This window comes from Aliamphritea spongicola, assembly GCF_017051665.1.
Taxonomy (GTDB): domain Bacteria; phylum Pseudomonadota; class Gammaproteobacteria; order Pseudomonadales; family Balneatricaceae; genus Amphritea; species Amphritea spongicola.
This window is the reverse complement of the sequence record NZ_JAFIDL010000003.1, coordinates 176318-189927: the sequence shown is the minus strand read 5'-3', so window position 1 is coordinate 189927 and position 13610 is coordinate 176318. Positions and strand designations below refer to the sequence as shown.

Annotated in this window: 17 protein-coding genes; 11 read left to right on the top strand and 6 right to left on the bottom strand. The window is 50.9% G+C overall.

The genetic code is table 11. The features are described 5' to 3' along the window. Window positions 1-184: 184 nt before the first annotated feature. The 3 genes from JYB63_RS10840 to JYB63_RS10830 are packed head-to-tail and all read right to left on the bottom strand — an operon-like array spanning window position 185 to window position 2946. Window positions 185-841 (bottom strand): gamma-glutamylcyclotransferase, encoded by a 657-nt coding sequence (locus JYB63_RS10840; protein WP_205658362.1) that lies wholly within the window; start codon window positions 839-841, stop codon window positions 185-187. Further along, window positions 841-2553: a DNA recombination protein RmuC gene (locus JYB63_RS10835; protein ID WP_243431934.1), complete on the bottom strand. Its 1713-nt coding sequence runs from the start codon at window positions 2551-2553 to the stop codon at window positions 841-843. The genes JYB63_RS10840 and JYB63_RS10835 overlap by 1 nt, the downstream gene beginning before the upstream one ends. A 36-nt stretch (window positions 2554-2589) precedes the next feature. Next, complete coding sequence (locus JYB63_RS10830) at window positions 2590-2946, bottom strand: CNNM metal transporter family protein (RefSeq protein ID WP_205657884.1); 357 nt, start codon at window positions 2944-2946, stop codon at window positions 2590-2592. A gap of 190 nt (window positions 2947-3136) precedes the next feature. On the opposite strand from JYB63_RS10830, the gene JYB63_RS10825 reads away from it, so the two are divergent. From JYB63_RS10825 to JYB63_RS10775, 11 genes are all read left to right on the top strand, one after another. After that, window positions 3137-3778 carry an O-methyltransferase gene (locus JYB63_RS10825; protein WP_205657883.1) on the top strand — a complete coding sequence of 214 codons (642 nt, stop codon included), beginning with the start codon at window positions 3137-3139 and terminating at the stop codon, window positions 3776-3778. A gap of 14 nt (window positions 3779-3792) precedes the next feature. Next, the gene (locus JYB63_RS10820; RefSeq protein WP_205657882.1) at window positions 3793-4194 is read left to right on the top strand and encodes a hypothetical protein; all 402 of its coding nucleotides are present in this window, start codon (window positions 3793-3795) and stop codon (window positions 4192-4194) included. Window positions 4195-4230: 36 nt separating this feature from the next. After that, complete coding sequence (locus JYB63_RS10815) at window positions 4231-6699, top strand: intermembrane phospholipid transport protein YdbH family protein (RefSeq protein ID WP_205657881.1); 2469 nt, start codon at window positions 4231-4233, stop codon at window positions 6697-6699. An 84-nt stretch (window positions 6700-6783) separates the two neighbouring features. Further along, the gene (locus tag JYB63_RS10810; RefSeq protein WP_205658360.1) at window positions 6784-6978 is read left to right on the top strand and encodes a YnbE family lipoprotein; all 195 of its coding nucleotides are present in this window, start codon (window positions 6784-6786) and stop codon (window positions 6976-6978) included. A 10-nt stretch (window positions 6979-6988) separates the two neighbouring features. After that, window positions 6989-7336 (top strand): YdbL family probable chaperone protein, encoded by a 348-nt coding sequence (locus JYB63_RS10805; protein ID WP_243431933.1) that lies wholly within the window; start codon window positions 6989-6991, stop codon window positions 7334-7336. A 96-nt stretch (window positions 7337-7432) separates the two neighbouring features. Further along, complete coding sequence (locus JYB63_RS10800) at window positions 7433-7957, top strand: disulfide bond formation protein B (protein WP_205657880.1); 525 nt, start codon at window positions 7433-7435, stop codon at window positions 7955-7957. 35 nt (window positions 7958-7992) lie between these two features. Further along, window positions 7993-9030, top strand: coding sequence for a lipid A deacylase LpxR family protein (locus tag JYB63_RS10795; RefSeq protein ID WP_205657879.1), 1038 nt, complete (start codon window positions 7993-7995; stop codon window positions 9028-9030). Between the two features lie 82 nt (window positions 9031-9112). Next, complete coding sequence (hisA, locus tag JYB63_RS10790) at window positions 9113-9871, top strand: phosphoribosylformimino-5-aminoimidazole carboxamide ribotide isomerase (RefSeq protein ID WP_205657878.1); 759 nt, start codon at window positions 9113-9115, stop codon at window positions 9869-9871. 84 nt (window positions 9872-9955) lie between these two features. Continuing rightward, a complete protein-coding gene (locus JYB63_RS10785) occupies window positions 9956-10219 on the top strand; it encodes a hypothetical protein (protein WP_205657877.1) in 264 nt (87 codons plus the stop codon). 12 nt (window positions 10220-10231) lie between these two features. Further along, the gene (locus JYB63_RS10780) at window positions 10232-10999 is read left to right on the top strand and encodes a DUF4197 domain-containing protein (protein WP_205657876.1); all 768 of its coding nucleotides are present in this window, start codon (window positions 10232-10234) and stop codon (window positions 10997-10999) included. A gap of 9 nt (window positions 11000-11008) precedes the next feature. Continuing rightward, on the top strand, window positions 11009-11575 hold the full coding sequence (locus JYB63_RS10775) for a peptidylprolyl isomerase (RefSeq protein WP_205657875.1): 567 nt from the start codon (window positions 11009-11011) through the stop codon (window positions 11573-11575). 86 nt (window positions 11576-11661) lie between these two features. Here JYB63_RS10775 and JYB63_RS10770 read toward each other — a convergent pair whose 3' ends face one another. The 3 genes from JYB63_RS10770 to queF are packed head-to-tail and all read right to left on the bottom strand — an operon-like array spanning window position 11662 to window position 13597. Next, on the bottom strand, window positions 11662-12138 hold the full coding sequence (locus tag JYB63_RS10770; RefSeq protein ID WP_205657874.1) for a YiiD C-terminal domain-containing protein: 477 nt from the start codon (window positions 12136-12138) through the stop codon (window positions 11662-11664). 10 nt (window positions 12139-12148) lie between these two features. Next, window positions 12149-12706, bottom strand: a complete 558-nt coding sequence (locus JYB63_RS10765; RefSeq protein WP_205657873.1) for a nitroreductase family protein — start codon at window positions 12704-12706, stop codon at window positions 12149-12151. Window positions 12707-12760: 54 nt separating this feature from the next. Further along, window positions 12761-13597, bottom strand: a complete 837-nt coding sequence (queF, locus tag JYB63_RS10760) for an NADPH-dependent 7-cyano-7-deazaguanine reductase QueF (protein WP_205657872.1) — start codon at window positions 13595-13597, stop codon at window positions 12761-12763. Between the last annotated feature and the right edge of the window lie 13 nt (window positions 13598-13610).

The window sequence follows — 13610 nt, the reverse complement described above, 5'->3', positions numbered from 1 at the left end:
ACAGAAACATATCAACAGCCCTCTCCGCCATAAGAAACAGGACTGATGTGCACAGCAAGCCTCTGCAGACTGTCCACAGCTATCCTGTAATTCAGTAAGAAATATTCACAGAAAGGATTAGATAGAAAAAACTTAAGCAAGCATGGCAGGTATGTCTGCCATACAGAAACGGACTGAAACGGCGTTACTTGCCGGAAGGATAACGGTAACTGGCTGACGCTTCCTGCCACCCAACTAGCTCGGGTGTTGCAGCAATGTATGCTCTGAGCGTTGTTACACCGTCCGCAAGAAAGCTGGTATCCAGGAAATTATCAACAACCTCCTGTCCCTGAGAGGCCGCAGACTGTAAACAGAAAAACAGATAGCGAGGGAAAGGCAAAATGTCCTCCCGCCATAAAGGCCCCTGATAATACTGACCAACTCTGCGTTGATATTCACCAGGGGTAATGCATTTATTCAGCCGGTAATCAGCATCGCTGTAACCACTGCACATCCTGGCACGCTGTGGCAGCCCTGAATCGCCGGAGTCCCTGAGAAGCTGTGTCTCGACTTCGATCCAGCGAAAACGGTGCTCACGCTCATACAGCTCCAGAAAATCCGCTTCGCTACATTCGAACTGGCTGCAGATAATTGCACTGTCCGGATCCGCCTGCGTTGAGCAGGATGCAATTTGCAGGCTCTCCGGGTCCGCACCGTGCCGGCTGATAAATACGATGCCAACCTTATTAAAGATGCGCCGGTAGCCCGGCACTTTAACCAGCCGGAAGTTCTGCAAGCCCGGCACGGTTTCACGGGCCGATGCTTCCGAAAGCAGCGAGCCATACCCGGCGACTGAAATCATCACCGTTCTTCATCCCGCCGGAAAGAATCACCGGAAACTGCCTGATCAGCACTGGCACCACTATCCTGAGCTGCCGGCTCGAATGCCGCATCAACAAGACGAACTTTCGGTGGCTCTGCCGACAACTGAGCGCTTTCTTCACTGGAAGAGATACTCACTGTCTGGGCATTCTCTGCCAGAATATCTTCATCCACAGAAGCGGTTTCATCTGTGTCAGGAAGAGGCAGATTCTGCAACTCAGCTTCTGCAGCTTCATCCTGTAAACGTTTTTCCATCTGCTTCTTATTACGCACCCCCAGCTGCTGTAACGACGCAACCTGAGAGACCAGGTTGCCACGCCCGCTAACCAGCCGCTTATGGGCCGTATGATAAGCCTGAGATGAGCGCTCCAGATGCTTACCCACATCTTCCAGTGATTCAACAAAGCCCACGAACTTGTCATGCAGCTCACCGCCCCGGCGGGCAATTTCCTGCGCATTCAGGCTCTGTCTCTCATAGCGCCAGATATTATTAATGGTCCGTAACGTCACCAGCAGTGTGGCCGGGCTGACCAGAATGATGTTGCGCTCATAAGCAAAGGCAAACAGATCCGGATCTTCCTGTACCGCCAGCAGGAAAGCCCCTTCAATCGGCACAAACAGCAGCACAAAATCCAGGCTGCGAATACCTTCCAGATCCTGATAAGCCTTATCACTCAGACCACGTACGTGATTGCGGATTGATTGCAGATGATCGCGAAGATTCCGTGCCCGGACGGCTTCGTGCTCTTCAGAACAGAATGCCTCATAGGCGGTCAGGGAAACTTTGGCATCGATAATAACGTCTTTCTCATCCGGCAGACGTACTATGACATCCGGCTGCAGGCGACGGCCGCCATCACTGACGCTCACCTGTGTCTGATATTCATGCCCTTCCCGTAGTCCTGACTGTTCAAGCACCCGGGATAAAATCACTTCTCCCCAGTTGCCCTGGGTTTTCGATTCGCCCTTCAGAGCGTTGGTAAGATTCACCGCATCTGAACTCATCTGCTGGTTCAGCTGTTTAAGCTGCTGAATCTGTTCATACAATGAACGGCGATCCCGCGACTCTTTATCATAGGTATCTTCAACCCGGCGCTTGAAATCACCCAGTTGTTCTTTCAGCGGTGTCAGCAGGTTGCCAAGGGCATCACGGTTTTCATCTTTGAAGGTTTTCGACTTTTCCGAAAAAATCTTATTGGCAAGGTTTTCAAACTCACCTTTGAGCTGATCCCGGGCATCGTTCAGCAATTGGACTTTCTCATGGTGAGCGGCCCGTTCACTCTGTAACTTGGCCTGCAATTCTGCATTACGGGCCTGATGCTGATTCTGGCTGAGACGCAGCTCATTCTGCTCAGTCAGTAACTGGGCGTAATCATCTTCCAGCCGCTGTTTTTGCAGGCTGATTTGTTGTAAACGAACTTCTTCAAGCTCCAGACGCCGGATCTGCTCAGCTTTTTCGTCCAGTGACAGCTGCTGTTCAGAGACTTTTTCGTCAACCTCGGCACGGGCTTCTTTAGCCTCTTCCAGTTTATCTTCCAGCTGGCCGATTTTGACGTACTGCTGGCTCTGCATCAGCTGCGCTTTACGCTTATGTTGCTGAATGCGTAATGTCATCAGCAGCATACCAAACAGCGTACCGGCAATAGCGCCGACCGTGAGGATAACTATTGGCTGTTCAAGAAATTCATTCATGGTGCAACAACCTCCGTGTCTGGTCCGGGTGAACCGTTACCAGAAATAATATAAAAGACCAATGGCTGCTAAGTTCAGCGGCAGCATCAGGAACAGGTTCGTCAGGTCACCGAACAAACGTTGCGTGATACCGACTGATACCGCCGGAAAGCTGAGCACTAAACTGCTTGCCGGAATCCACCATTCTAACAGACGGAAACCATATGCCATTGCACCAATGAGTGTCAGAGCTGCAAGGTTACCGATCATAACAACCGTCACCTGACCATTTTTACTGTGCATAAAGGCAGGCTTATCTTCCTCTGCCAGCTTATTCAGCTGACCGGCACTGAGCGCTGCAGACATGGACACGAAGCCACTGAACAGAAAGATAAATAAAGGCTCAAATAACATACAGGTTTCCTGACAGGCGAAAATGAGCCGCTATTGTAAAAGATTTTTGCAACAGCAGCAGGCTTTTACTGAATTTCATCGCAGAAAAGCCAGTCAAAATGTTATTATGCGGCGAATTTTTAGAGCACCAAACGGCATTCCCCGCTGCCCTGACATTTACCGGCAGAACAGCCGTCCGAAGAGAGACATTATGAGCCAGTACCTGGTCAACGAAAGTATCGAAGATTACGCGTTTATTCACACCGGTGAAGAACCCCCGCTGCTGCAGGAGCTGATCGACAAAACCAATGAAAATATGGGCTGGCCACAAAAACTGTCCGGCCGCCTGGTTGGCCGCACCCTGAAAATGCTCAGTGCTATCCACCAGCCAAAGACAGCCCTTGAGATTGGTATGTTTACCGGTTATTCCGCACTATCCATCGCTGAAGGTATGCCGGATGACGGCAAACTGATTTGCTGCGAGACCAATCCGCGGGCTATTGATTTTGCGAAGACGTTTTATGAGCGCAGTGAACACGGCCACAAGATTGAAGTCATCTTTGGCAAGGCACTGGACACCATCCGTGAACTGGACCTGGAACTGGACTTCACCTTTATCGATGCCGATAAGCGCAATTACCTGAATTATTACGAAGAAGTAAAGGCAATGACCCGTGTTGGCGGCCTGATCATTCTGGATAATGTGCTCTGGTCAGGCAAAGTGGTACAGCCTGAGTCAGACATTGATGACATTCTGGTTGAAACCAACCGCCGTATCGCTCAGGACCCTGACGTTGAAAACGTCTTCCTGACCGTCCGGGATGGCCTGAACGTTGTGCGTAAAATTCGCTAATCCGGAGCATCTTAATGAAATTTATTCTGCGTCCCGGCCAGCAACCTGAATGCCTGCCGGCAGACTCTGACGTTCAGCCGGCAGCTGATGAACAATTAATCTGTTCCCCTGAACAGCTGTTAGCGGTTTACCGTGACACCGATACGGATCAGCCGCTATACAGCCAGTTGCAATATATCCGGGATCAGTATCTGGATGATCTGGATCTGGTCAGCTCCCGCAACGAAATTTACGGTCTGATTTTCTGGCTGCTATTCGATAAAAATATCAGCTATGCCGGCGAATCTCTGGAAGAAACCGCCGACCGGCTCAGTGATCTGGATATCGATTCTGACAGCGACATCTACACTGAAGTTATCTTCCATTTAAAAGACGCCGTTGACCGGCTATACGAACTGGAACTGGACGAAGACTGATTCAGTAAGCAAAACAAACAACAGGGAGGCACGGTATTGATCAGACGCACAACCCGGATTTTACTGTCAGCCCTGTTTATTGCCTTTGCATCAGCACTGATCATCACCCTGATTGCCAGTTACTTCTACTGGCAGCAACTGATTCCCTGGGCCGCTGAACGCTGGCTGCAACAGCACCAGTGGAAAATCATCGAAATACAGGGCGCCGCCCCTTCCACCACAGGCTGGCAGATAGACTCCCTGAGCCTTCAGCAAACATCACCGGCAGATGCCAATACCCGGCTGCAACTGAATGGCTTGCATCTCTTCTGGGATTTAACCCGGCTATACACAGAAGGAAAATTCGAAGGCATTGAACTGCAAAGTGCAGATATCCGCCTGCCGTCGACACAGTCAGAAGCAACAACCCCAGCATCACTGGATCTGAGACCTTGGCTGTCACCGGCGATCATCAGCCAATTACCAGCAAAAGATATCCGCCTCAGTAACCTCAACATCCACCGTGAACAGGCTGGCCTAAACAGCCATATACTGACCAGCCTGTCTCTTGTTAACGGTACACTCGACTGGCAAAGCCAGCTCATATCCTTATCAGCTTATCCTGCACTGGAAGGTATGACAGCGACCCTGAACACAAAACTTATAAAGCAAACTGATGCTGCAGAACCGGAACTGCAACTGAGCCCGTTCAGTCTGAATATCACTCATCAAAATCAGCAACTGCTGAGCAGCCAGGGTCATCTGAGCCTTGGAGAAACCATCCGTCTTGTAGCTGAACATAAAATAGAATTACAGTCTCTGGCATCTGTGCTGCAAAAAATACCGGAGACCGGCATCACCGATACTCACCTGCCCTGGGCCAGTGGCACCCTGAATATTACCGGTACTACATTATTACAACCGGACTATGACCCGACGGCGCCGTTACAAAGCCTGCAGCCTGAGAGCGAGCAAACAGTCTCACTAACAATCTCTCCGGTTGCGCTTTCTGAAACAGGCCTCGCAAATATATCCGGGAACGCGGAGTTGGAGCTTGATCTAAATATTTCGCTCACTCCACAAATTCTGAAACTTACGATAAATGACAAGAACCGACTGACGGTTACTGATTTTCAGACGCCCTCCCTGAACAGCCAGCAACTGCAAATATCACTGCAACCTGCTGCCGGTATTCATATTCCTCTATCAACACAGAATCCTGCAGAGCAATCCCTGCAGATACCGGCTGTCACTTTTACCCTGCAAAGTCAGGAGAGTACGATCATATCCGGTCAGAAGCCCTTGCCCGTCAGCCACCAGCCGATCCTGATCACGACCGGCACATTTGCTCTGTGTATTGCCAACGAATGCCCGGCAAAGCCTCTGAAAATAACCGGTACACTTACTGCTGAAAAGCTTCAGTTCAGCCATCCGGATTTCCCGTTACCCGAAGCAAACCTGAACAGTAACTGGCAACTGGAACGACAGAGCGAAACAACCGATTTTAAACAACAGTTCCGCCTGCTGCTGGCAGACTCCCTGCTCCCCGCCGGGGCACAATTAATACGCGGAAACTCCCGCACTCTAATCAGTACCGGTCAGCCGCTAACCACTGCAAACTGGCAACTTAAACTGGCATCACTGAACGGCGCAGAAAAACTGATAAAGCGCTATTACCCGGACCTTCCGGAAGAACTGGCACTGAACGGCGGCAGCCTCTCACATCAGGGGGCCTTACACCTTGAAAACAACCGGTTGGCGTTACGCTTGCGGCAACGGATAGAAAACCTCAGTGGCCAGTTTGATCAGAACTCATGGGGCGGACTGAGCTGGCATTCTGACTTTCGCCGCAGCCTCAGCGGAAGACTGCGTGATGATGGCAGCCTAAATGTCGACTATATTGCCGCCGGTATTCCCATTGAACAATTCAGCAGCAGCTACCAGCTTCGCCCGGTAAAAGGAAAACCCGGAAGCCTACAGCTGAGGTTAACCCAGCCTCAGGCACAATTATTAGGCGGTGAAGTACTGGCTGACGACTTTACCATCAGTGAATCATTCGGACTGAACACCCGCCTTACCCTGAAAGACATCCAGCTTGCCGATGTACTGGCACTGGAACAACAGGAAGGCCTCACCGGCGAAGGCACCCTGCAGGGTAGCATTCCGCTGGAAAAAACAGCGGCAGGATTTCAGGTCACTGATGGCCGGATTAATAACACCGGAGCGGGTTGGATTAAATTCCAGCCAACACCGGAATTAAGAAATGTTGCGAAAAGAACACCCGGGCTGGATACAGCTTTCAAAGCGCTGGAAAACCTGCAGTACTCACAGCTTAATATCGGGGTCGATTATCAGCCGGACGGCAGCACCCGGCTAAACACCCGCTTAAAGGGTCTGAACCCCGACTGGAATGCCGGCCAGCGAATAGAGTTCGGCATCAACATAGAAGAGAACTTATTACAGTTAATCAAGGCTTTACAGTACACGAACAAATTGACTCGCAGCCTTGAGAAGCGTTACCGTTAAGTGCTGGAACCTTCGGACAGGAACCGGATACGTCCGGAGAGGTTCTAACAGGTATTGGAGAGACCTATGTTCATAAGACTGATTATGAAATTCTGGCGAAATACCGGCGTAATGCTCGGTATTTGCATCTTATTATCTGCCTGTGCCCCAACGGTACAGGTAGCTGTTCCCAACGAACCCATCACAATCAACCTCAATGTCAAAATTGAACACGAGATTCTGGTGAAAGTTGATAAAGAAATTGACGATCTGTTCACAGAAAACAGTGACTTATTCTAGGAGCTAAATAATGATCAAATATGCATTAAAAACCGTTATGAAGCCGTTTATTCTGCTCACTTTGATGTTTAGCCTTGCCAATACCGCCTGGGCTTTAAGCCTCGATGAAGCCAAGTCCCAGGGACTGGTCGGTGAATTATCTAATGGCTATCTGGGGCTGGTCAAAAACGGCAACGCAGCTGTTAAAAACCTGGTTGATGACATTAACCGTAAACGCCGTGCTGCATACGCAGCTAAAGCAAAAAAAGCCGGTGTCGAATTAAAGATAATTGAAATTCGTATCGGTGAACGCTTGCAAGAACGCGCTAATAAAGGCGAATATGTCCAGCGCAGTAACGGTCAATGGCAACAAAAATAACAATAATCTGAAAGCTATCACGGTGAAACCAGCACAGACTGAGTGCCCAGAGAGGCGTACCGGATAAGACTTTCCTAAAAGTGAATGGGTAAAGAAGTGAGCACCTTTGGAGTAACGGGACGCCCCTCTTATCGATCGAATAACCTGCTGGGATTTGTAATATGCGCGTGCCTGCTGGCGGCGATCAATATCTACATAAGCCCGCTGATTAACCTGGCAGAATGTGCCCTGTGCACTGTCACCCGGCTGACGTTGGTCGCCATGGCAGGGCTGTTCTTTCTGGGTTTCATATTTAACAGCATGGCCTGGTTGCAACGGTTATTCTCAATTTTCAACCTGCTGCTGATAACACTCGCAGCAACCGCCAGTATCCGTAATCTGGCACAAGAATCACGTACCGCAGCTGAACAGTGCACCCAACCGGTCGTTGATGTACTGAAAATCAACAACCTGGAAGGCATTCTCGCCGCATATCAGAATGCATCTGTTTGTCAGGTACAGGAATGGCAGCTTGGCGTGTTAAGCTACGCTCATCTTTCTCTGATAGCCCTTGCAGGCCTGACAGTTGTAGTATGGAAATTAATGACAAAAAAAGCCCCGCGCGACACCTTTTTCCGCTGAGCTCAAACCTTAGTTGCCTGTTACTGTGCGCCGGAATGATCAGCGCAACAGTACAGGCAGCAGAACCAGCCCCTGATGATTCCCAGCCTCTCGCACCCGAGTGGGCAGAAGACGGCACCCTTAACCTCTACTTCGAGAATGATCTGTTTGCTGAAACCGATCAGAACTATACCAACGGGATACGGGCTTCTTACGTCACCGGCGATCTCACCAGCTTTTTGAACGATCCGGAGCTGCCAGAGTGGATCCGGAGCTATAACAACCTCATTAATCCTCTGCTTAGCTGGCACAACCCGAATATTGATCCAGAGGAAACACACCGCAATCTGGTGGTGACCTTTGGCCAACAGATATTCACGCCCAGTGATATCGACAGAACCACCGTTGACCCGGATGACCGCCCTTACGCAGGATGGCTGTATCTGGGGCTCGGTTATAACCAGAACAATGATCGCTGGATGGACTCAACCCAGCTGAATATCGGTGTTATAGGCCCGGCGGCACTGGGGCAGGAAGCGCAGGATTTTATTCACGATCTGCGCGGCTTTGAAAAATTCAAAGGCTGGGATAACCAGCTGGATAATGAACCCGGCGTTCAGTTTGTGTATGAAACCAAATACCGGCAGAACGACTACCAGGCAGTTGAAGGCCTGAATTACGACGTTATTTATCACAGCGGCTTCAGCCTCGGCAACGTGGCAACCTATCTGAATGCCGGTGCAGAACTACGCATTGGCTGGAACCTGCCAAACGACTTTGGCACATCCACCCTGCGCCCCGGCGGCGACAACAGTGCACCGGGCCGGTATAAACTGGGAACCACCACCAGCGTCCATACATTTTTCTCAGCGGATGCACGGCTGGTCGCCCGGGATATATTCCTCGACGGTAACACTTTCAGTAATAGCCACTCCGTCGACAAAGAAAATCTGGTGGGTGATCTTGCAGCCGGTGTTGCTGTGTTAAGCGGCCGCTGGAAAATAGCCTATGCACAGATTTTCCGCACCAAAGAGTTTAAAGGTCAGCCAAGCAGCCACAGTTACGGATCGTTATCCATTACATATAATTTCTGATAAGCAGCGGTACTGACACCCGTGTGATACTATGCCGCCATCTGAAGCACTCGCTTATCCAATTGATTAAATAGGTATTTTTGTGACCAAATTTCGCCCCTGTATAGACCTCCATCAGGGTCAGGTAAAACAGATTGTCGGTGGCAGCCTGAACGATCAGGGCGCTGACACAAACTTTGTCAGCCAGCATGATGCCGCTCACTACGCCAACCTGTACCGTCAGCATAACCTGACGGGAGGTCATGTCATTGCACTGGGCCCGGGCAATAAAGAACAGGCACTCAGCGCACTGTCACAATGGCCTGACGGACTGCAGTTTGGTGGTGGCGTCAATGCTGATAATGCTGCTGAATTCCTGGCAGCTGGCGCCTCCCATGTCATCGTTACCTCTTACCTGTTCGAAGACGGTCAGTTCAGCTGGCAGCGGCTGGAAAAGATCAAACAGATAACCGGCGCTGAACGGCTGATTCTTGACCTGAGCTGTCGCCGCACCGCATCAGGCTGGAATATTGCCACCGACCGCTGGCAAACTATTACAGATACGCAGGTTAACGCTGAAACACTGGCTTCCTTAAGTGAGCATTGTGCTGAATTTCTGATTCACGCAGCGGATGTTGAAGGACTACAGGGTGGCATTGACGAAGATCTGGTAACCCTGCTCGGTCAGGCCTGTACCATTCCTGTCACCTACGCAGGCGGTGCCCGCAGCCTTGAAGACCTGAAACTGGTTAACACCCTGTCTGGCGGAAAAGTTGACCTGACCATTGGCAGCGCACTGGATATTTTTGGCGGCCAGGGTGTCACACTGGAAGACTGTATAAACTGGAATAACCAACACTGATGTCGTCACCGAGCCGGGATCATAAACACCCGGTTCAGCTTGTAGAGGCGATGATAGTTAAACGCTGCAAAAAGCCGGATCCGCATGACAACACAGACATCTTCCGCCGGTACAGGAGCAGGAATCTGCAGCTGTGCAATGGCACTGGCCGGAATATTCTTCTGGGGCATTATATTTGTCCCCCTTGCTTTCCTGTTCATGCTTCCCGGCTTTTTACTGGCGATTATTAACGGCAGCCGGGCAGGCCTTGGCTATAATTTTCTGGCACTGCTGCTCACCATTGCCGCCATTGTCACCTCTCCGGTGTTGCTTGGCGTCATAGGTCTCAGCAGCCTCGCTATTCTGTAAACGGACATCACTATGAAAACTTCTAACCTGATTCTCAGTACCACGCTGGCAACATTACTCGCACTGCCGGCACATGCAGGCTTTGGCGACCTTCTCAAAGAAGTGGAAAGCGCCGGTAAAGACATTCTTAAAGAGACTACTCAATCATCAGGCTCCGGCAATAAAGCAGCAGGTCTGGACTACAACACTCTGGTTGCCGGCTTAAAAGATGCCCTGGATGTCGGCACCCGCCGGGCAGTAGAATCCCTGAGCCAGACCGACGGTTATATGTCTAACGCACTGGCCCGTATTCCGCTGCCGGAACCACTGGAAAAAGCCAGCAGCCTGATGCGCAAATTCGGTCTGGGTGATCAGGTAGATCAGTTCGAACTGAGCATGAACCGCGCAGCAGAAAAAGCAGCCCCGCAGGCCACTGAAATTATTGTGTCCACCATTAAGGACATGAGCATCGAAGATGCCGAAAAGATTCTTAACGGCCCGGACAACGCTGCGACAGAATACTTTCGCAATAAAACATCTGCCCGCCTGACCGAACTGTTTAAGCCCACCATCAAAGACTCTATGGATCAGGTAGGCGCTACCCGGTATTACAGCCAGCTAAGCCAGGAAGCTAATAAAGTCCCGTTGGTGGGGGATGTTGCCAAAGGCTACAACCTGGAAGATCACGTGACCAGCAGCGCCCTGGACGGACTGTTTAACATGCTCGCCGCCGAAGAAAAGAAGATCCGTGAGAACCCGGCTGCGCGTACCACAGAACTTTTGAAACAAGTCTTTAAATAAGGAAACCCGATGAAACACCTGATGACCCGGATCAGCGGTGTGCTGATCGCCATGATGCTTCTCTGCAGCAATGCCTTTGCAGCAGACAACCCGGTAGTTACCCTGACAACCTCCGAGGGCGTCATCAAACTGGAGCTCTTTCCGGAGAAAGCCCCACATACTGTGAAGAACTTCCTGACCTATGTTGATAACGGTTTTTATCCGGGTACGATATTTCACCGGGTCATCGGTGACTTCATGATTCAGGGTGGCGGCTTCACCAGCAAAATGACACGGAAAGAAACCCTGCCTCCGATCGTCAATGAATCAGCCAACGGCCTGATTAACAAGAAAGGCAGCATTTCGATGGCCCGCACTCAGATTGCAGACAGTGCCACCTCTCAGTTCTTCATCAACCTGAAGGACAATCACTTCCTGAACGGCACTCCGGGCAAACCTGGCTATGCTGTGTTTGGTCAGGTAATCGAAGGCATGGATGTGGTTGAGAAAATCGGTAATACACGTACCGGTAACAGCGGCCGCTACCAGAATGTACCGGTGAAGCGAATCACCATTAACAATGCGGAACGTTCATAACTGAACCGTTCGTCAGAGCATCAAAAAAGCCTGCATATATGCAGGCTTTTTTATATCTGCTGAAGTGGAACAACCTCAGCGAGGTCTTAGCGGATCCTGGCGAAATAGGTACCTGTCAGTGTTAATGCAGGGCTTTCACCCTGCTGGGTAATAACAACATTCAGAGTTACCCTGCTGCGGCCATTTTCCTGCAGATAGCTAACAAAGCCCGGCCATTCTGTTTCAGGAAACGCTGCCTGTGCAGCAAAATCACCGGTCACCGGTGCCAGATACTTCAGCTGACTGTCACGAATCATAACATCGCAATCCAGCCCTTCACGCCGTAATCCCAGCGTCACCAGCGCCCAGCCACACAGGGTTGCCAGTGTGGCCAGAGAACCACCAAAACCGGTGCCTTTATCGTTCACGTTAGGTGCCAGTTCCGCCGCCATTACCAGGGTATCATCCTTAAAATGCAGCGGCTTCATACCCATATGGTTGAGTAACGGAATCTGCGACTGCAGCCAGGGCAGAAATTTTTCCGGATCGGTCTCCAAGTGAGCTTGCTGATTATGCCCGGTCATCACTGATTACCTAAGCCGGCCAGCGGCTGACATAATCACTGCTGTCTAACAGCGGCGCTGTACGCTGCTTGCTGGGGGTCCCCATATAGACAAACCCGATGATCTCTTCATGAGCTGCCAGCCCCAGACCTTCTTTGACAACCGGATCGTACGCAACACCACCGGTACGCCACATGGCGCCTACTCCCTGCGCATTGGCTGCCAATAACATATTCTGCACAGCGCAGCCTGCCGCTATCAGCTGTTCACTAGCGGGCACTTTCGGATGCTCTGTCACCACGGCAATTGCCACAATGATCGTTGGCGCACGGAAAGTCATTTTGCGGTTACGGGTTAAAACATCCTCTGTCACATCCGGGTTAGCCTGCAGTGCAGCACGGGCATACAACTCTCCCAGTTCACCCCGGGCATCACCATCAATGACCAGAAAACGCCAAGGTCGCAATGCCGCATGATCAGGGGCACGCATGGCTGCCGCAAACATATTGTCCAGTTGTTCAGCATCTGGACCGGGTTCCTGTAGCAAAGGCTGGGAAAAACGCTGCTGCAAATTGGTTAACGCATCCATAGAGGGTCCTTAAAATATTACCGGGACAGATTACCGCCCCGGAGATAACAGTAATTACTGGCGGCTTAAACGAAGATTTTCCGGCACGACGGCCTCGCTGCTGCGATACGGATTGATATCCAGACCGCCCCGGCGCAGATACCGGGCATAAACCGTCAGCGCCTGCGGCTTACACTGCTGCCAGATATCCATAAAAATCGATTCAACACACTGTTCATGGAAATCACCATGCTCGCGGTACGATACCAGATACTTAAGTAAGCCTTCACGGTTTACAGGAGCACCACGGTATTCAATCACAATACTGGCCCAGTCTGGCTGGCCGGTTACCGGGCAGTTCGATTTCAGCAAGTGGCTATACAAACTTTCCGTCACTTCATCTGCGGCACCTTCGCGTAATCCGAGACAGTCTGCATTCGGCTCATAATCGGTAATTTCTACGTCCAGTTCATCAATGCATTCACCGCTGAACTGAGTGACCTGACCGGCACCGTCCAGCGCCAGTAAAGCCACCTGAACCTCGGCGCCTGCCGCCGCAGAAAGGTCTGCCTGCATCCGCTGCTGCACTTCTGCTTCAGTTGCAAAAGCCGTCAGGTTGAAAGAGTTCAGGTACAACTTGAAGGATTTGGATTCAATAATATGGCTGGAATCAGCAGGGATACGGAATTCAGCCAGACGGACCACCGGCTTACCTTTCAGGTTCAGCCAGGAGACTTCATAGGCATTCCAGATATCCACGCCGGTAAAAGGCAGGCTGCTTTGCTCTACGCCACGGGCCTGCCAGTTCAGGTCCCGCTGAATCGGATACAGCAGACCAGGGTCATACTGATTCACGTACTGTGTATCAGCCCCCAGCGGGGCATGATGTAAACTTTCTTCTATCTCTTTCATCTTATCTCTACCG